At 66.7% G+C, this 18,816-nt stretch carries 17 protein-coding genes; 3 read left to right on the forward strand and 14 right to left on the reverse strand.

The genetic code is table 11. The features are described from left to right. Position 1 precedes the first annotated feature (1 nt). From Ga0609869_RS15930 to Ga0609869_RS15980, 11 genes are all read right to left on the reverse strand, one after another. A complete protein-coding gene (locus Ga0609869_RS15930) occupies positions 2 to 1,564 on the reverse strand; it encodes a monovalent cation/H+ antiporter subunit D (RefSeq protein ID WP_125404665.1) in 1,563 nt (520 codons plus the stop codon). Then, positions 1,561 to 1,926, reverse strand: coding sequence for a Na+/H+ antiporter subunit C (locus tag Ga0609869_RS15935; RefSeq protein ID WP_125404663.1), 366 nt, complete (start codon positions 1,924 to 1,926; stop codon positions 1,561 to 1,563). The genes Ga0609869_RS15930 and Ga0609869_RS15935 overlap by 4 nt, the downstream gene beginning before the upstream one ends. Position 1,927: 1 nt before the next feature. Next, entirely contained in the window at positions 1,928 to 4,798 is a 2,871-nt protein-coding gene (locus Ga0609869_RS15940) for a monovalent cation/H+ antiporter subunit A (protein ID WP_125404661.1), read from the reverse strand. Between the two features lie 228 nt (positions 4,799 to 5,026). Further along, entirely contained in the window at positions 5,027 to 6,058 is a 1,032-nt protein-coding gene (locus Ga0609869_RS15945; RefSeq protein WP_125404659.1) for a histone deacetylase family protein, read from the reverse strand. Beyond that, positions 6,055 to 6,537 (reverse strand): GNAT family N-acetyltransferase, encoded by a 483-nt coding sequence (locus Ga0609869_RS15950; RefSeq protein ID WP_125404657.1) that lies wholly within the window; start codon positions 6,535 to 6,537, stop codon positions 6,055 to 6,057. Before Ga0609869_RS15950 ends, Ga0609869_RS15945 begins: the two co-directional genes overlap by 4 nt. A 3-nt stretch (positions 6,538 to 6,540) precedes the next feature. After that, on the reverse strand, positions 6,541 to 7,467 hold the full coding sequence (kce, locus tag Ga0609869_RS15955) for a 3,5-dioxohexanoate:acetyl-CoA acetone transferase (protein ID WP_125404655.1): 927 nt from the start codon (positions 7,465 to 7,467) through the stop codon (positions 6,541 to 6,543). 9 nt (positions 7,468 to 7,476) lie between these two features. Next, positions 7,477 to 8,832 (reverse strand): aminotransferase family protein, encoded by a 1,356-nt coding sequence (locus tag Ga0609869_RS15960; RefSeq protein ID WP_125404653.1) that lies wholly within the window; start codon positions 8,830 to 8,832, stop codon positions 7,477 to 7,479. A 7-nt stretch (positions 8,833 to 8,839) separates the two neighbouring features. Next, on the reverse strand, positions 8,840 to 9,916 hold the full coding sequence (locus Ga0609869_RS15965) for an ABC transporter ATP-binding protein (RefSeq protein ID WP_125404651.1): 1,077 nt from the start codon (positions 9,914 to 9,916) through the stop codon (positions 8,840 to 8,842). Between the two features lie 54 nt (positions 9,917 to 9,970). Further along, positions 9,971 to 11,110, reverse strand: a complete 1,140-nt coding sequence (locus Ga0609869_RS15970; RefSeq protein ID WP_125404649.1) for an ABC transporter substrate-binding protein — start codon at positions 11,108 to 11,110, stop codon at positions 9,971 to 9,973. A 53-nt stretch (positions 11,111 to 11,163) separates the two neighbouring features. Further along, positions 11,164 to 11,949: an ABC transporter permease gene (locus tag Ga0609869_RS15975; protein WP_125404647.1), complete on the reverse strand. Its 786-nt coding sequence runs from the start codon at positions 11,947 to 11,949 to the stop codon at positions 11,164 to 11,166. Beyond that, the gene (locus Ga0609869_RS15980; RefSeq protein ID WP_125404645.1) at positions 11,949 to 12,815 is read right to left on the reverse strand and encodes an ABC transporter permease; all 867 of its coding nucleotides are present in this window, start codon (positions 12,813 to 12,815) and stop codon (positions 11,949 to 11,951) included. The genes Ga0609869_RS15975 and Ga0609869_RS15980 overlap by 1 nt, the downstream gene beginning before the upstream one ends. A gap of 88 nt (positions 12,816 to 12,903) precedes the next feature. Here Ga0609869_RS15980 and Ga0609869_RS15985 point away from each other — a divergent pair, with 88 nt between their 5' ends. Further along, complete coding sequence (locus tag Ga0609869_RS15985; RefSeq protein ID WP_125404643.1) at positions 12,904 to 13,878, forward strand: LysR family transcriptional regulator; 975 nt, start codon at positions 12,904 to 12,906, stop codon at positions 13,876 to 13,878. Positions 13,879 to 13,891: 13 nt separating this feature from the next. Here the strand turns inward: Ga0609869_RS15985 and ychF are convergent, their stop codons facing one another. Continuing rightward, positions 13,892 to 14,989 (reverse strand): redox-regulated ATPase YchF, encoded by a 1,098-nt coding sequence (ychF, locus tag Ga0609869_RS15990; protein ID WP_125404641.1) that lies wholly within the window; start codon positions 14,987 to 14,989, stop codon positions 13,892 to 13,894. A 194-nt stretch (positions 14,990 to 15,183) separates the two neighbouring features. Here ychF and trpA point away from each other — a divergent pair, with 194 nt between their 5' ends. Continuing rightward, positions 15,184 to 15,975, forward strand: a complete 792-nt coding sequence (gene trpA / locus Ga0609869_RS15995; RefSeq protein WP_125404640.1) for a tryptophan synthase subunit alpha — start codon at positions 15,184 to 15,186, stop codon at positions 15,973 to 15,975. A gap of 4 nt (positions 15,976 to 15,979) precedes the next feature. On the opposite strand, the gene Ga0609869_RS16000 is transcribed toward trpA, so the two are convergent. Beyond that, positions 15,980 to 16,741 (reverse strand): TIGR01458 family HAD-type hydrolase, encoded by a 762-nt coding sequence (locus Ga0609869_RS16000; protein WP_125404638.1) that lies wholly within the window; start codon positions 16,739 to 16,741, stop codon positions 15,980 to 15,982. A 118-nt stretch (positions 16,742 to 16,859) separates the two neighbouring features. On the opposite strand from Ga0609869_RS16000, the gene Ga0609869_RS16005 reads away from it, so the two are divergent. Continuing rightward, the gene (locus Ga0609869_RS16005) at positions 16,860 to 18,008 is read left to right on the forward strand and encodes an MFS transporter (RefSeq protein WP_170168801.1); all 1,149 of its coding nucleotides are present in this window, start codon (positions 16,860 to 16,862) and stop codon (positions 18,006 to 18,008) included. Between the two features lie 5 nt (positions 18,009 to 18,013). Here the strand turns inward: Ga0609869_RS16005 and Ga0609869_RS16010 are convergent, their stop codons facing one another. Beyond that, complete coding sequence (locus Ga0609869_RS16010; RefSeq protein ID WP_170168800.1) at positions 18,014 to 18,787, reverse strand: ZIP family metal transporter; 774 nt, start codon at positions 18,785 to 18,787, stop codon at positions 18,014 to 18,016. Positions 18,788 to 18,816 lie beyond the last annotated feature (29 nt).

Consider the following 18,816-nt stretch of genomic DNA (forward strand, 5'->3'; position numbering starts at 1 on the left):
CTCAGTCCCTTTCCTGAATGCCCAGCACGGCGGTGATGTACCCCGACCGGTCGTGCAATTGCGCCGATGTCGCCTCGAGGTATGAGGCCGCCGGCCCGGCCAGTACGGAAAGCAGGACCATGGCCGCCATGGCGGCCACCACCGGCGCCAGTTCCAGCGCGCCGGCCGGTGGCGGGCTCGCCGGGTCTTGGCCGTCTTCCTCTTCGTCTTCCGCGCTGTCGGCCGCCTCGGGCACGGGCGTCACCGTCGATTTCCAGAACAGGATGCTGCCCGCCCGCGCGAACCCGACGATGAGAAAAAGCGAGCCCACAAGGATCACGGTCCAGCCCCAAACCATATGGGACGGGTCGCGCAGCGCATCGAGCACCATCAGCTTGCCCAGAAACCCGCTGAGCGGCGGCATCCCGGCCATGCCGATCGCGGCGCCGAAAAACAGCGCGGCGAACAGCCCGTTCTGCACCGTCGGGCTCCGCGGGCTCAGCCCGTCTTCGCCGCCGCGGCGAGAGACGATCAGATCGGCCAGCAGGAACAGCGCCGCCGCCGCAAAGGTGGAATGCACCAGATAGTAAAGCGCCGCGGTCGTGGCGTAGGGCGTGAAGACCGCGACCGCCACCATCAGCGTGCCCATCGAGGCGATAACGCTGAACGACAGCATCGGCATCAGCCGGCGCGCGCCGAGCACACCGATAGACCCGATGGCGATGGTCACCAGCGCGGCGGGGAACAGCCAGGTTTCGGGCAGGCCGGTGGTCGCGGCGACCTCGGGGCCGAAAACGATCGTGTAGATACGCACGATGGCATAGGCCCCGACCTTGGTCATGATCGCAAAGAGCGCAGCCACCGGAGCGGGGGCGTTGGCATAGGTGGCCGGCAGCCAGAACTGGATCGGAAAGAGCGCCGCTTTGATGGCGAAGACGATAAGCAACAGCGTCGCCGCCACGCGAACAAGCGCCGCGTCCTCGACCGGAATGCTGTCCACCTTGAGGGCCAGATCGGCGATGTTGAGCGTCCCGGTGGCCGCGTAGAGCGTGCCGAGGGCGAACAGGAAAAGGGTCGATCCTGCGAGGTTCATCACCACGTATTGCAGCCCGGCCTGTATCCGCACCCGGCCGCCGCCATGGATCATCAGCCCGTAAGAGGCGATCAGAAGGACCTCGAAAAAGACGAACAGGTTAAAGGCGTCGCCGGTCAGGAAGGCACCGCAGATCCCCATGAGCTGAAACTGGAACAGGGCATGGAAATGCCTGCCGCGCGTATCCCACCCGGTCGAGACCGCGTGCAGCAATACGACAAGCGCAAGTAGCGCGGTAAGCAAGACCATCATGGCCGATAACCGGTCGAGCACCAGCACGATCCCGAACGGCGCCGGCCAGCCGCCCAGCCGGTAGACATGCGTTCCCCCGTCGGCGGCGAGAACGAACAGCCCCAGCGCGGTGGCGGTCAGGGCGATGGTTCCGGCGAATGACGCCGCGCGGGCCAATGTGAAGTCGTGCCGCATCACGAAGGCGATCAGCGGGGCCAGCAGGGCCGGCAGAACGACGGGCGCGATGATCCAGTGGTTCATTTGACCGTATCAGTCCCCTGCGGCTGTTCTGTCTCGTCGTCGGTCATGTCGATCCGGTCATGGTCGGCCTCCAGGTAGGCGCCGAGCGCCACCATGACCAGCACCGCGGTCATCCCGAACGAGATCACGATCGCCGTCAGCACCAGCGCCTGCGGCAGTGGATCGGTATAACTGGCCTCGCCGTATTTCGACAGGATCGGCGGCATATCGCTGGCCAGCCGTCCCGTCGCAAAGAGGAAGACGTTGACTGCGTAGGAAAAAAACGCGAGGCCGAGGATGACCGGAAAAGTCCTGAGCCGCAGCACGAGGTAAACTCCGGCCGCGGTCAGCATCCCGACCGAACTCGCGACGATCAGCTCCACATCAAGACCCTTCCTGCTCGATGGCCTGCACCCTCTTGGAGGGGTCGTAATCCATCGGTTCGACATTCACGGTTTCGCCAGCGCGCCGCGCGATGCGCGAAAGGCTGTAAAGCATCAGCATCACCGCGCCGAGCACGGTCAGAAACACCCCGAGATCGAACAGCATCGCTGTCGCCAGCTCGAATTCCTCGATGGGCGGCAGGTGCACATAGCCGAAGGCGCTGGTCAGAAAGGGCTGTCCGGCAAACCAGGCACCGGCCCCGGTCAGCCCGGCGACGAGCACGCCGATGCCGATCATCGCGTGATATTCGATCCGTTGCCGCGCCTGCGTCCAGGCAAAGCCCGACGCCATGTATTGCATCAACAGCGCGATCGACATGACCAACCCGGCGACGAACCCGCCGCCGGGCTGGTTGTGGCCCCGCAGGAAGATGAAGACCCCCACCATCGCCGCAATCGGCATCATCGCCCGCGTGGCCACCACCATCATCAGCGGGTGCCGGTCGCGCGACCGGTCGCGGGAATAATCCCGGTTCAGCAACCGCCGGCCCGCGGGCCCGCTCAGCAATGTTTCCATCAGCGCAAAGATCGTCAGACCGGCGATGCCCAGCACGATGATCTCTCCGTAGGTGTCGTAGCCGCGGAAATCGACGAGGATCACGTTGACGACATTCGTGCCGCCCCCGCCCTCATAGGAATTGGCAAGGAAGTATTGCGAGATCGAAGAGAAGTCGCGCAGCAGAAAGACCATCGACAGGGCCGCGACGCCCACGCCGGCGGCAATTGCGATCGCCCCGTCGCGCACGCGCAGCATCACCGGGCTTTCCCTCGGGGTTGTCTTTGGCATGAAATGCAGCGCCAGCAGCAGCAGCATGATCGTCACGGTCTCGACCGAGATCTGCGTCAGCGCAAGGTCGGGGGCGGACAGGTAGATGAACCCCGACGAGACCATCAGCCCGACGACCCCGATCAGGACAAGCGCCAGAAACCGATAGCGATGCATCGTGACCACCAGCATCGTCGCCACGATCAGCAGCACCCATCCCACGCCCACAACGGCCGGGACCGGCAACAGCGCGCGCGTCGGCGCGGACATGTCGCCGCCCATCCAGGCGAGAAAGCCCAGCGCGACGGTCGTCAAGACGAAGATCGCCAGGTAGCGGCTGATCGCGCCGTTGTGCAGACCGGTGGTGATCCGGCCCGACAGCGCGACGGCCCGCGCGACGAACGCATCGAAGATGGCCTTGGCCTCGGGGCGGGGCGCGGCCCGCCAGGCGCGGTCGAGCGGGCGATGCAACGCCAGCAACACCGCACCGCCGGCCACCGCAGCGATCGACATGAACAGGGCCGGCGTGATCCCGTGCCAGATCTTGAGCGAATAATAGGGCAATTCCCCGCCGACCACGGCACCGCCGGCCACCGCCACCAGCGGCCCCGCGACGGCCGCCGGCAAGATGCCGATCAGCACCACCAGCAGCGCCAGCAGCGCCGGCGGCGCCCACATGCCGAAGGGTGGGTCGTGCGGCTTGGACGGGTAGTCGTCACGCTCCGGTCCGAGGAACACATGCGCCACGAAGCGGAACGAATACGCCACCGACAACAAGGCGCCCAGCGTCGCCACCACCGGCACCGCCAGATGGCTGCCGGCCCAGACGGTGTGCGCGGCCTCTTCCAGCATCATCTCTTTCGACAGGAACCCGTTCAGCAGCGGGATACCCGCCATCGACAGCGCCGTGACCGCGCCCAGCGCGGCCGTCACCGGCATCAGCCGTGCGAGCCCGCCCAACCGCCTGATGTCGCGCGTGCCGGTCTCGTGATCGATGATCCCGGCCGACATGAAAAGCGCGGCCTTGAAGGTGAAATGGTTGATGACGTGAAAGACGGCAGTCACCGCGGCAATCTTGGTGCCGAACCCCAGCAGCATCGTCAAAAGCCCAAGGTGGCTGACCGTCGAATAGGCGAGAAGCGCCTTGAGATCATCCTTGAACAGCGCGATCAGCGCACCCAGGACCATCGTTACCAGACCGGTGGTCGAGACGATGTAGAACCAGGCCTCGGTCCCCGACAGCACCGGCCACATCCGCGCCATAAGGAAGATGCCCGCCTTGACCATCGTGGCCGAGTGAAGATAGGCCGACACCGGCGTCGGTGCCGCCATGGCATGGGGCAGCCAGAAATGCAGCGGGAACTGCGCCGACTTGGCAAAGGCCCCGATCAGGATCAGGATGAGCGCCGGGAGGTACCAGTCCGACGCCCGGATCGCGTCACCTTCCGACAGGATGTCGGTCAGCTCGTAGCTGCCCGCGATCTGCCCCAGGATCAGCATCCCGCCGATCATCGCCAGCCCGCCTGCCCCGGTCACCGCCAGCGCCATCCGCGCGCCCTGCCGGCCCTCGGGCAGGTGTTTCCAATAGCCGATCAACAAGAACGACGTCAGGCTGGTCAGTTCCCAGAAAATAAGCAAAAGCAGAATGTTATCAGAGATAACGATGCCCAGCATCGCACCCTGGAACAGCAGCAGATAGGTATAGAACTGCCCCATCGGGTCGTCGCCGGAAAGGTAGTAGCGCGCGTAAAGCGTGATCAAGAGGCCCATGCCGAGAATCATCCCGGCAAAGAGCAGGCCCAACCCGTCGAGGAAGAAGCTGGCCGACAGGCCCAGTTGCGGCAGCCACGCGATCTCGGCCTGCACTGTCTCTCCGGCCAGGACCGAGGGCACGAGGCCACCCAGCAGGATCAGGGCCAGGATCGTCGGAACCGCCGTGAATGTCGCGCAGGCGGTGCGGCCGGCGCGGATCATGAGGCCGGGCACGAGGGCACCCAGAAAGGGGAGAAGCGCAATGAGCAGAAGAGAGTTGCCGCCGCCGTTCATGCAGTGCACCTGTGTTGAGACTTCAGAGTTGCATATCTTTTTTTTTGCGGAGGTCCAACGCGCTTGGACGAATTGCCTGATGTAATCTTGTTGTCAATGAATGTTCCGTGGACCGACACTATATGCCCGGTCGGGTGTCGGGCCCGTTTTCCGCGACAGTTCGCGGCGGTGCGCGATGGCAAGAGGCGATACATGGCAGCAGCGCGGAGCGTCGGCCACGGCGCCGGGTCAGGATGGGTGCGCGCCCTCAAATCCGGACAGAACGGCCGTCAGATTGCCGCCCAGCCCATCGCAGATATAGCCGCCCTCCTGCACGAAGAGCGTCGGCAGGCCCAGCGCCGCGATCGCGGCGCCGATCCGGGCAAAGCCGGGCGTGGTGACGGCGAGCCCCTTGAACGGGTCGCCAACATAGGCGTCAAGCCCAAGCGCAACCACCAGCGCGTCGGTGCCGAAATTCGCGATCCGCTCCAGCGCGGTATCGAGCGTGCGCAAATAGTCGTCGTCCGCGGTGCCGCGCGGCAGGGGCAGGTTGAGGTTACAGCCCATCCCGCGCCCGCTGCCGCGTTCCTGCGCATGGCCCCAGAAAAAGGGGTAAAACCGCGCCGGGTCCGCATGGATCGACACGGTCAGCACATCGTCCCGGTCGTAGAAGATGCCCTGGGTGCCGTTGCCGTGATGCACGTCGATATCGAGGATCGCGGGGCGCAGCCCGCGCGCGCGCAGCCGCTCGGCCGCTATGCCGGAATTGTTGAGAAAGCAAAACCCGCCCGCAAGGTCGCCGAACGCGTGGTGCCCCGGCGGGCGCGACAGCGCGTAGGCCGCCCGCTCGGGCCCCGCGATCAGGTCGGCGCCGGCGATCGCGCTTTGCGCCGACCAATAGGCGGCCTCCCAGGTTCCCGCGGCGATCGGGCAGGCCGTGTCGGCCTGGTGGTACCCCGCCTGGCCCACGGCCGATTTCGGATAGCTGTCGCTGCGATTGGCCGGGTGGATGTTCGGGATCACCTCTTCACCGGCGCCCTCGATCCGGCGCCAGCGGGTGTAGATGTTACGCAGGAAGGTCAGGTATTCGGCGCTGTGCAGCGCCGCGATGGGGCCAAGCCCGGCGTCCTGCGGCACCTCGAAGCCACAGCCGGCCGCCTCGGCCGCCGCTTTCAGCACCTCGATGCGGCGGGGTTGTTCGGGGTTCGCCAGCCGCGCGCCGTTGGCCATGAAATGCTTTGGGTCGTGGCCCCATTGCCGCTCGTCGAAAACCGCCTTCATATGCGTCCTTCCAGGGCGTCGAGCCCGTCCTCGTCCAGTGTCATCAGGATCTCGCGCCGGTCCGCGCTCAGGCCCAGTCGGCGATAAAAGCGCTGCGCGGCCGGGTTGTCGTCGTAGACGACCAGCCGCAGAAAACGCGCGCCCCATAACGTTTCGGCCTCGCCCGCGGCGCGGGCCAGCAGGCGCCGGCCCAGCCCCTGCCCCCGGCCCGCCTCCGCGACCCACAGATCAGAGACATATAGCCCCGCCGCCCCGCGCATCGTCGAGAACACCGGCGAGAACAGCGCGAGGCCGCCAAGCGCCCCGTCGACCTCGGCCAGGAGCGCCCGGAAGGACGGCCGGGGGCCGAAACCCGCCCGGCGCAAATCCGCGACACTGGCGCGGTGGCTGTCGCCCATCCCTTCCGACAGGCGCCTCAGGCCCGCGTCCAGCATGTCGATGTCGGCCTCGGTCGCCGGGCGGATAATCGTCTCGCCCATCGCTCAGATCGCTGTCCTGTCCGCGCCTTTCAGGCCCAGCATCGCGCGCGCCTCGGCGGGCGTGGCCACCTCGCGGCCCAGCGCCTCGACGATGCCGCGCACCTTTTCGACCTGCTGGGCGTTGCTTTGTGCCAGTTCTCCGCGGGCGATCATCAGGCTGTCTTCCAGCCCGACGCGCACATGCCCGCCCATCCCGGCCGATTGCGCGGCCATCGGCATCTGCTGGCGCCCGGCGGCCAGCACCGAGAACATGTAGCCGTCGCCGAACAGCTTGTCGGCGATGCGCACCATGTGGGTCAGGTTCTCGGGGTCGGCCCCCATCCCCCCCAACACGCCAAAGACGAACTGGATGAAAAACGGCGGCTCGACCGCGCCGCGCTCGGCGAAATGGGCCAGCATGTAGAGATGGCTCATATCGTAGCACTCGAACTCGAACCGCGCGCCGCGCGCGCGGCCCAACTTGTCCAGCACGGTAGCGATATCCAGCGGCGTGTTCTTGAAAACCAGATCGTTCGAGCCTTCGAGGAACGGCTTTTCCCAGTCGTGCTTCCACTCGTTGCGCCGTTCGGCCATCGGATAAAGCGCGAAATTCATCGTGCCCATGTTGAGCGAGCACATCTCGGGCTCGGCCTCCAGCGGTGCGGCCAGCCGCTGTTCGAGGGTCATGGTCGCATTGCCCCCGGTCGAAATGTTCAGCACCGCGTCGCAGCCTTGTTTCAACCGCGGCAGGAAGGCGCGGAAATGGGCCGGGTCGGGCGAGGGCCGGCCGGTCTCGGGGTCGCGCGCGTGCAGGTGCAGGATCGCAGCGCCCGCCTCGGCCGCCGCGAGACCGTGTTCGACGATCTCGCCGGCACTCACCGGCAGGTAGGGCGACATCGAGGGCGTGTGGATCGAGCCCGTCAGCGCGCAGGTGATTATGATCTTCGACATGGTTTGCCCTCACGCCCCCACGGCCAGCGCCGGTTCTATCTCGGCCACGAACTGGCCGAGCGACAAGTCCAGCTTTTCGATGATTTCGTCAATATGGGCCTCGGTCACGATCAGCGGCGGGCAGACGAGAATGTGGTCGCCCTCGATCCCGCCGCGCGTGCGGCGCGAATAGACGATCAGCCCGTTGCCGTAGGCGATCTGCACGAAACGGTCATAGGCCGCCATCTCGCGCGGCAGCGGTCTCATGCCGTGGCGGTCGGCAACGAATTCGAAGGCAAGCAGCAGCCCCTTTCCGCGCACGTCGCCGATCACCGGGTACCGCGCCATCAAGCCCTCGAGCCGGGCCTTGAGCACGTCGCCCATCGCATCGGCATTGGCGCAAAGGCCCTGCCGCTCGACCACTTCCAGAACCGCGACGCCGGCCGCGCAGGACAGCGGGTTGCCCGCATAGGTGAACCCGTGCTGGAACCCGCCCTCGTCGAGCACCGGGTCGACCAGCCGGTCATGGGCCACCATCGCGCCCAGCGGTACGTAGCCGGCGGCATAGCCCTTCGACATCACGATCAGGTCGGGCACCACGCCCCAATGCTCGGTCGCCAGAAAGCGGCCGGTGCGCCCCACCCCGGTCATCACCTCGTCGGCGATCATCAGGATGCCATAGGTGTCGCAGATCTCGCGCACCCGTTCCAAATAGCCCGCGGGCGGCACCAGCGCGCCGGTCGACGCGCCGCCGACGGGCTCGACCATGAAGGCCAGGATCGTCTCGGGGCCCTCTTGCAGGATGCAGTCCTCCAGCATGTCGGCGTAATGCAGGCCCGTCAGCGGGTCGCCCGGGTCAAGCCCGTCGAGATAGGCGCGCGGCGCGGGGATTTTCGGCATGGGCCGCATCATCGGGTCGAAAGGCGCGGTCAGCGGCGCGTAGCCGGTGATCGCCAGCGCCCCAAGCGTACAGCCGTGATAGGACGGCGTGCGCGAGATCACCTTCCACCGCTGCCCCTGCCCGGTGGCCACCGCCCATTGCCGCGCCAGTTTCATCGCGCTTTCCACCGCCTCGGACCCGCCGGAAACGAAGAACACCTTGTTCAGCCCCTCGGGCGTGCGGGCGGCGGTCATCACGGCCAGCTTCTCGCTGGCCTCGGTCTCGAAATGGAGGCGATAGCCAAAGGTCGCCCGCTCCATCTGGTCGCGCATCGCGGCCAGCACATGCGGGTTGGAATGCCCGATATTGCACACCATCGCCCCCGACGAGCCGTCGAGATACCGCTTGCCGTCGACGTCCCACATGTAAACGCCGCGGGCCTGGTCGAGAACGGGCTTGCGGTTGCGGCCCTGGTAGAACAGGTGGCTGGGCGGGCGGTCGATCATCGTGGCCTCATGCGGGAAGGGCTGCACAGTCCTGCGGGCGCAGCCGCAGCGACACCTGGGCGCCTTCGGAGAAGGGACGCTGGTCGATCATGTTGATCGCCTGCAACTGGGCGTCGCCGGCGCGCACGAAATAGCGCACCGCCTGGCCCTGGTAATCGACGGTTTCCACCGTGGCATCGACGGCGATCTCGCCGTTGGCGGGCGTGTCCAGCGCGGCCAGCAAAAGCTTTTCGGCCCGCAGGACCAGTTTGGCCGGGCCCTCGCCGACCACAAGCGGCGCCTTTTCAGCAGGGACGTCGATCTGGCCGAAAACATCGGAATCGAGCGCGACATGGCCATTGGCCCGCGCCGTGCAGCGGGCGGGCAGGATGTTGGACGCGCCGAGGAACTGGGCCACGAATTCCGAGGCGGGGGTGTTGTAAACCTCTTGCGGCGGGCCGACTTGTTCCACGCGGCCGTCGCTCATCACCACGATCTGGTCGGACATGGCCAGCGCCTCTGACTGGTCATGGGTGACGAACACGGTGGTCACGCCGATCCGGTCCTGGATGCGCTTGAGCTCCACCCGCATATCCTCGCGCAGGTTGGCGTCGAGCGCCGAGAGCGGCTCGTCCAGGAGCAGCACGTCGGGCTCGATGACGATGGCGCGGGCCAGCGCGATCCGCTGTTGCTGACCACCCGAAAGCTGCTTGGGGTAGCGGTCGCCCACGTCCGGAAGCTGCACCAGCGCCAGCGCTTCGGCCACCCGGCGCGCCGCCTCGTCGCGCGGCACGTCGCGGTATTTCAGCCCGAAGGCCACGTTCTCGGCCACGGTCTTGTGGGGAAACAGCGCGTAGTTCTGAAACACGATCCCGAGATTGCGCTTGTGGATCGGGATGTCGTTGAACCGCTTGCCCTTGATCTCGATATCGCCCTCGGTCGGGTCCAGCAGTCCCGCGATCATCCTCAGCGTGGTGGTCTTTCCGCAGCCCGACGGCCCGAGAAGGGTCACGAACTCGCCCTCTGGAATTTCCAGCGATGTTTTCTCGACGGCGGTGAAACTGCCGAAGCGCTTGACGATATCGCGCAGGATGACGGAACTCATGGCCGGACCTTTCAGAAGGGTGCCCCCGCCGCAAACCGGCGGGGGCGTCTGGCATCAATAGCCCTTTTGCACGCGGCCGAAGGTCTTGGACCACTCGGCCTCCTTGCTGTTCCAGTAAGGCGGGTCGAAGAAGTTGAGCCCGGCCAGCGTGCCCGTCGGGTCGAACGCCGGCAGCGCCTTGACCTGCTCGGTCAGCTCGACCTTGTTGGGGTCCAGCGCCGGCGGATAGTTCTGTCCCTCGGCCACCGCGATGGCGGTTTCGGGCGCCAGCATGAAGTTCAGCAACTCCTCGCATTCCGGCATCGGCGAGCCGCGCAGCACGAACAGGCATTCCTGCCAGCCCAGGCCCCCCGGCGGGTCGTAATAGCCGATGTCGTGGCCCTGGTCCTGCAACGCCTTGACCCGGCCCGACCACGCCTCGGTGACGTAGATCTCTTCCTCGGCCAGCAGGCTCATCAGCTCGGCCCCCGACGACCAGTATTTCAGCGCCAGGTCCCGATGGGTGCGCACGGCGTCCCAGACGGCGTCGATATCGGCAACCGCGTTGGGGTCCTGATCGGTCTGCAGCGCGGCGTACCAGATGCGCGTCTTCCACTCGCCCCAGCCGCCGATCTTGCCCTCGTAGGCCGGATCGATCATCAGCTTGGCGCCTTTTTCCTTCATCTCCTCGTCGGAGATATGCTTGCGGTTATAGGCCAGCCCGGTGGTGCCGTAATCGTAGGGCACCGCCGAGAGCGACCCGCCCGTGGGTTTGCGCAAGACATCGACCAGCGCGGTGATGACGTTTTCGAGGTTGGGGATATTGGCCTCGTTCAACTCGCTGGACAGCTCCAGGTTGTGGTAGCGCACATAGTCGAACACGCCCGACAGGTGCGCGATGTTGTACTCGCCGGGCTGGCTGGCCTTGACGCGGCTGAGATATTCGTCGGCCCCGCCGAAGGTGCCGTCGACCACGTTGACGCCGGTCTTGGCGGTATAGGGGTCGAAGGCATATTCGCGGAATGCCTCGCTGACCACGCCGCCCCAGCCGTCAAAGCGCACCTGCTCGGCTGCGGCACGGGCGTATTTGGCAAACGGCGTCTGTACGCCGTAGGCCAGCCCCGCCGCGCCCAGCATCCCCAAAAAGCCGCGGCGGTCGAGATCGCCGTTGAGGTAGCGCTCGCGCAGGCGTTCGTAGCGTGTTGTGTCGTCCATATGTCTCGTCATGTCGGTCTCCTTGTTGGATATCTCTTATGCGTGGCGCGGTTCTATCCGCCGCGCCTTGTCGAAAGCGCCCGGGCCAGGGCGAGGCCCAGAAGCGGCAGGCCCACGGTCAAGAGGATCATCACAGTGCCCAGCGCGTTGATCTCGGGGCTGATGGAATTTCTGAGCATGGCGAAGATCTGGGTGGGCACCGTTTCCACACCGCCGGGTTTCCAGAACAGCGTGCCGGTGATGTCGTCGAAGCTGATCGTGAAGGCGAAAAGCGCCCCGGCCAGCACCGCCGGCAGCATCAGCGGCAGCGTCACCTCGAAAAAGGTCTGCCGCGGGCTTGCGCCCAGGCTCAGCGCCGCCTCCTCGATGTCGCGCCGGATCGAGACGAGCCGCGCCTGCACCACGAGGATGACGAAGGGCAGCGTAAAGATGACATGGCCCGCCAACAGCAGCGCGAAGCTCTTGTTCACGTTGAGGAAGTTGAGAAACAAGAGCAGCGCGACGGCCAGCACCACCTCGGGCACCAGGATCGGCGCGATCAGAAGGGTCGAGATCATGTTCGCCCCCGGCACCCGGTAGCGGACCAGGGCCAGGCTGGCCAGCACGCCCAGCGTGGTCGAAATCGCCGCCGTCATCAGCCCCAGGATGATCGAGGTGCGGAACGCCCTCAGGATCGCCTCGTTCTGGGCCAGTTCCACGAACCAGCGGAACGAAAACCCGGTCATCGGAAAGCTGCCGAACTGCGAGGCGTTGAAACTGAGCAGCACGACCACTGCAACCGGCAGGAACATGAAGCTGTAAACCAGCAGCGTCCATATCCGCACCAGCGTCCAGCCCATCAGCCCAGCCCCTTCATCAACTGCGCCATGCCGAGGTAGCGGTTGTAGATCAGCACCAGCGCGCCAAGCACAGCCAGCAGCATCAGCGACAGCGCCGAGCCCAGCGGCCAGTTGAGCTGGGTGATGATCGCCTCGAAAACGAGATTGGCGAACATCGCGTCGGTGGGTCCGCCCAGAACCAGCGGCGTGATATAGGTGCCCGCCCCCAGCACGAAACACAGCAGCCCCCCCGCGGCCAGCCCCGGCAGCGACAGGGGCAGCGTGACCTGCAGGAACGCCTGCCATTTCGTGGCGCCCAGCGAATTGGCGGCGTCTTCCAGCGTGGTGTCGATCCCGTCGAGGCTGACAAACACGTTCAGCACCATGAAGGGCAGCAGGAAATGCACGAGCCCCAGGATGACCGTGGTCTCGTTATAAAGCATCTGGACCGGCTCGGAGACGATCCCGAGGCCGGTCAGCAGCCAGTTCACCGCCCCCGAGACGCCGAGGATGTTGATCCAGCTCATCGTGCGGATGATGTAGCTGATCCAGAAGGGCAGCATCAAAAGCAGCAGCAACACCGCCTTGTTGCCCTTCGACCGCGCGATGAAATACGCCGCAGGATACCCCATCAGCGCGCATACCAGCGTGGTGATTGCGGCGATCTTGAGCGTGTTCAGCAGAATGTCGCGGTAAAACTCGTCAGTCAGCGCCTCGGCCCAGTTGTCCAGGAAAAACCCCACCTGGTCGGCCCCGGTGGCCGTGCGCAGCCAGAACGAATAGACCGCGATGAAAACCAGCGGCACGAAGAGCAGCAGCGCGACCGCGCCGAGCGCGGGGGATAGCAAGATCCATGGCTGTCGCGCTTCGCGGGTTTCGACGGACATTCCAGCCTGCGTGTTCAAGGAGGTGTTGAACGAAGCGTGGCGGGATGCCACACATAGATCAAATAGATAATTGGAATTTCTGCTATAGATGAAACCTATACTCAACCCTTCGCCCGACGCCCCCGACCGGCTGATGCGCGAACTCGACTGGAACCTGCTGCGTACCTTCGTCGTGTTGGCGGAATCGGGGTCGGTCACCGCCGCCGCCGAGAAACTGCGGCTCAAGCAACCCACCGTTTCGGCCGCGCTGAAACGTCTGGAAGAGCGGCTGGACAAGCGCCTGGTCGAACGCCGGCCGGGCCATTTCCACCTGACCGAGGCGGGCGAGTTGCTGTACCGCGAGGCGGTCGATATCCAGGGCTCGATCCTGCGGCTGTCGACCCTGATGCGCGAGGTCGCCGACGAGGTGCAGGGCCGCGTCAAGATCGCCGTGGCCAGCCACGTTGTCTGTCCGCTCTTCGACGCCGCCCTGGCCGAGTTCCACGCCCGACATCCCCGGGCCACGCTGTCGATCGACGTCATGGCCAGCCGCGATGCGCTGGCCGCCGTCACCGCCAAGGCGGCGACGCTGGCGATCTGCCTCGTGCGCAACCGTAACCCCCGGCTGGAATACCGCCGCATCTATCGCGAGTTCTTCGGCCTTTATTGCGGCCCGCCCCATGCGCTGTTCGGGCGCGCGGATGTGCAGCAAAAGGATCTTGCCGGCCTGCCGACGGTGAGTTTCGAGACCGACAGGCTGCATGACGTGCTGCGCCCGGTCACGCTGATGCGCGCCGAGGCCGAGCTGGGCGAGCGGATCGTCGGCCAGTCGAGCCATCTCGAAGAGGTCCGGCGCATGATCATCGCCGGCCTGGGCGTCGGGCCGCTGCCGGTGCACGTGGTGCGCCGCGACGTCGAGGACGGGCTGCTTTGGGCCCTGCCGCCCTATGACCGGCGCCCGGCCATCGACGTGCATGTCGTCTGGAACCCGCAGGCCAGGATGAACCGCGCCGAAGAGGCGATGCTGGCCACCCTGAATCGCATGATCGAAACGACCCCTATCGAAGAGCGGACCTACGCCTGAGGCGCAGGCGGGGTCAGGCGTTGAACAGGAAGTGCATCACGTCGCCGTCCTGCACGACATAGGCCTTGCCCTCGGCGCGCATCTTGCCGGCATCCTTGGCGCCCTGTTCGCCGCCGCAGGCTATGAAATCGTCATAGGCGATTGTCTCGGCCCGGATGAAACCGCGCTCGAAATCGCCGTGGATCACGCCCGCCGCCTTTGGCCCGGTCGTCCCGGTCGGGATCGTCCAGGCGCGGGCCTCCTTGGGTCCGACGGTGAAATAGGTCTGCAACTCCAATAGCTTGTAACCTGCCTTGATCAGCCGGTCGAGACCGGCCTCTTCAAGCCCGAGTTCGGAAAGAAACATCTCGGCCTCATCGGCATCGAGCTGGCTGATCTCTTCCTCGATCTTCGCCGAGATCACCACGCTGGCCGCGCCCTGCTCTTCGGCCATCTTCGCCACGGCCGCGGAATGTTCGTTGCCTTCGGACGCCTCGTCCTCGGACACGTTGCAGACGTAGAGCACCGGCTTGGCGGTCAGCAGTTGCAGCATGTCCCACGCCTTGCGGTCGTCCTCGGCCACCTCGACGGTGCGCGCAGGCCGTCCCGCTTCCAGCGCCGCCAGCGCCACTTTCAGCAGGCGTTCCTGCTGCACCGCCTCCTTGTCGCCGCCCCGCACCTTGCGCACGATGTTCTGCAGCCGTTTCTCGATGCTTTCCAGGTCGGCCAGCATCAGTTCGGTCTCGATCACCTCGGCATCGGCCACCGGGTCGACGCGGCCCTCCACATGGGTCACGTCGCCATCCTCGAAACAACGCAGCACATGAGCGATGGCGTCGCATTCGCGGATATTGGCCAGAAACTGGTTGCCGAGCCCCTCGCCCTTGCTGGCGCCCTTCACCAGCCCGGCGATGTCGACGAAGGTCATGCGCGTCGGGATGATCGCCTTCGACCCGGCGATCCCGGCCAGCTTGTCCAGCCGCGGGTCGGGCACGGCCACCTCGCCCACGTTGGGCTCGATGGTGCAGAAGGGGAAATTGGCCGCCTGCGCCGCCGCAGTCCGGGTCAGCGCGTTGAAAAGGGTCGATTTGCCCACGTTCGGCAGGCCGACGATGCCGGTCTTGAAGCCCATTTCCGTCTCTCCGCTTGGTCCGCGCGCATGTAGGGGTCGGGGGGCACGAAGGTCAAGCCGGAGTGCCGCGCAAAATTCTTCGAAGAATTTTGCCAGGGCTTTTCGAAACCTCTTGCGGCCATGGAGACCAAAGCGCCCATTGATTTTCCCGCGCTGCTGCCGCAAACCGCATAAGCCAGAAAGAGGGGGACCCCATGACCCGCATCGACGCCAAATTCGCCGCGCTCAAGGCAGAGAACCGCAAGGCTTTCGTCGCCTACGTGATGGCGGGCGACCCCGACTACGCCACGTCGCTGGAGATCGTGAGGGGGCTGCCGGACGCTGGAGTCGATATCATCGAACTGGGCATGCCGTTTACCGACCCGATGGCCGACGGGCCGACCATCCAGCTGGCCGGACAGCGCGCGCTGGAGGCGGGCCAGACCCTGCAAAAGACGCTGGACATGGCGCGCGCCTTTCGCGCCGCGGACGACACCACGCCGATCGTGATGATGGGCTATTACAACCCGATCTATAACCGCGGCGTCGAGACCTTCCTGAAAGACGCGCAAGAGGCCGGGATCGACGGGCTGATCGTGGTCGACCTGCCCCCCGAAGAGGACGACGAGCTGTGCATCCCCGCCCAGGCGGCCGGGCTGAACTTCATCCGCCTCGCCACGCCCACGACCGACGACGCGCGCCTGCCCAAGGTGCTGCAGAACACCTCCGGTTTCGTCTACTACGTCTCGATCACCGGCATCACCGGCGCGGCCAACGCCCAGGCCGGCGACGTCGGGCCAGAGGTGGCGCGGATCAAGGCGCAGACCGACCTGCCGGTCATCGTCGGCTTCGGTATCAAGAGCCCCGAGGCGGCCGAGGCGATCGCAGGCGTGGCCGACGGCGCCGTCGTGGGCTCGGCCATCGTCAAGCAGATCGAGGACGGACGGCCGGTGACCGAGATCCTCGACTACGTGAAGGGGCTGGCCGACGGCGCCCACCGGGCCTGAGCGATCAGCCCAGGATGCGCGCGGCCGCCGCGGCCAGATCGTCCACGACCGCAGTGGGCGGAGGCGTGACGCGGGCCTCGTCGCCTTGCCGGTACTTGCCGGTCCTCACCAGATAGGCCGCACCCGCGCCGGCGGCGCGCGCCCCGGCGACATCGGCCTCGGCATCGTCGCCCACCATTGCCACCGCACCGAGTTCCAGCGCCATATCCGCCGCCGCCGCCGCGAAAAAGCCCGGCGCGGGTTTGCCCAGGATCCGCGCCTCGGTACCGCTGGCATATTCCAGCGCGCGCACGAAGGCGCCGGCATCCAGGCTGAGCCCGCCATCGGCATCGCGGAACACCCGGTTGGCGGCGAGCGCGAGAAACGGCGCGCCGCCCTCCAGCACCCTGAAGGCCGCGTTCAGCGCCTCGTAGGTGAAAAACCGCCCGGCATCGCCCAGAACCAGCGCCTTGGGCCCCTCCTCGGGCACGCCTTGGAAATCTTCCGCCAGGTCGGGATGGATCAGGAAATGGGCACTGTGACCGGTCTCTTCCAGCCAACGGCGCGCGGCGGCGGCCGGCGTGAACAACTCGCCCGCGTCGAGCGGCACGCCCATCTTCGTCAGCTTTTCCACCAGCCGACGCCTGGGGCTGCGCGTGCTGTTTGACAGGAACCGCACCGGCAGGCCCGCGGCACGCAGCCGGGCCACCGCCTCGACCGCGCCGGGCAGGGCCTCGTCACCCGCGTAGATGACGCCGGAAATGTCGAGAAGGACGCCCTTGACCATCGCCGCCAGCCTGCCTGCCGCCCGGGGCCCGGGTCAAGCGCCCTGCCCGGCCGTCTATCGCGGACTGCGCGGCCATGCTACGTTCGCCGCCGGGAAAAAAGCTGCAAGGGGAACCGTCGTGGCGGGACGCTGGCAAATGCTCGCCGTGCTGACGCTGGCGCGGGCGGCGATGGGGGTGCAGTTCCAGTCGGTGGCCGCCGTGGGCGCCCGGCTGACCGGCGAGGCCGGGCTGAGCCACACGATGCTGGGCACACTGATCGGGCTTTACCTTTTGCCCGGCGCGTTGCTGGCGCTGCCGGGCGGCTGGCTGGGCCAGCGGTTCGGCGACAAGCGGCTGGTGCTGATCGGGCTGGGGCTGATGACGCTGGGCGGCGCGGCGCTGGGTCTGTCGCAGGAAACAGGGCCGATGCTGGCCGGCCGGGCAGTGTCGGGCGCGGGCGCGGTGCTGCTGAACGTGCTGGTCACCAAGATGGTCGCCGACTGGTTCGCAGAGCACGAGATCGTGCCGGCGATGGGCCTGTTGATCACGAGCTGGCCGATGGGCATCGCGCTGGCCATGGTCGTGCTGCCGGTGCTGGGGGCGGGCCTGCCTGTGGGGGCCGGTGCGCTGATCGCCGCCGCGCTGGCCGGATTCGCCCTCGTGCTGGTCGCGGCGATCTACCGCGCGCCGCCGCAAGGTGCGGCCGCCACAAGGCCCGGACGGGTCCGCCTGACGGGCGACGAGACCGTGCGCGCGATCCTCGCGGGGCTGGTCTGGACCTTTTATAATGCCGGGCTGATCGCGGTGATCGCCTTCGCCCCCGACCTGCTGATCGCGCGCGGCACACCCCCGGCCGAGGCCACCGCAATGGTCAGCCTCGTGGGCTGGCTGATCATTCCCAGCCTGGCGCTGGGCGGGTGGATCTCGGCGCGGGTGGGCCGGCCCGACACCACGGTGCTGGGCTGTTTCGCGCTGGTCGGCGCCTCGATTCTGCTGTTGCCCGCGGGCGCGCCGGCGCTGCCGCTGCTGGCGCTGATCGGGCTGGTCTTCGGTCCGCCGGGCCCGCTGATCATGACCCTGCCGGTGCAGGCGGTGCGCCCCGAGGCCCGCGCGCTGGGCATGGGCATATACTTTACCTGCTACTACCTGGGCATGGCCGCGGTGCCGCCGCTGGCAGGGTGGCTGCGCGACATCACGGGGACCCCCGCCGCACCGCTCTGGATCGCCGTTGCCTGTCTCGGTATCGCCGCGCTTTCGCTCGTTGCGTTCCGCCTGCGGGGCCGGTGAGGCGCTCAGCCCAGCGTCACGTCCAGGATCATCATCAGGATCAAACCGCCCGTTAGCCCGACGGTCGCCCGGTTCTGGTGACCGTGGCGGTGCGTCTCGGGGATGATCTCGTGGCTGATGATGTAGATCATCGCGCCCGCGGCAAAGGCCAGCCCCCAGGGCAGCACATGCGCCGAAACCGACACGGCCGCGGCGCCCAGCACGCCGCCCACGGGCTCGATCAGCCCGGTCGCAAGCGCGATGAGAAAGGCGCGCATCCGCGTGTAGCCCTGGCCCGCCAGCGCCACGGCCACGGCCAGCCCCTCGGGCGCGTTCTGCAACCCGATGCCGGTGGCCAGCGAGATCCCGTTGGCGACGTTTCCGCCGCCAAAGCCCACGCCCACGGCCATACCCTCGGGAAAGTTGTGGATCGTGATGGCGATGACGAAGAGCCAGATCTTGGCCAGCGCGGCGGCCTCGGCCCCTTCGCGGCCCTCGATGAAATGCTCGTGCGGCAGGGCCTCGTTCATCATGGCCACGGCGAACGCGCCCAGCGCGACCCCGGCCCCCGCGATCAGCGCCGCCAGCAGGACGCTGCCGTACAGGTCTTCCGCCGCGTCTATGCCGGGCAGGATCAGCGAAAAGAACGAGGCCGCCAGCATCACACCCGCGGCAAAGCCCAGCATGGTGTCGTTCGCGCGGCGCGAGATGGAGCGCCCCACCAGCACCGGCAAGGCCCCGACCCCGGTCATCAGACCGGCGGCAAGCGACGCGAAAAGGCCCAGGGCGACGATGCTCATGAGGTTTCTTCGCGCAATCGACCCAACGC

This window comes from Rhodovulum iodosum (assembly GCF_041020385.1).
Taxonomy (GTDB): domain Bacteria; phylum Pseudomonadota; class Alphaproteobacteria; order Rhodobacterales; family Rhodobacteraceae; genus Rhodovulum; species Rhodovulum iodosum.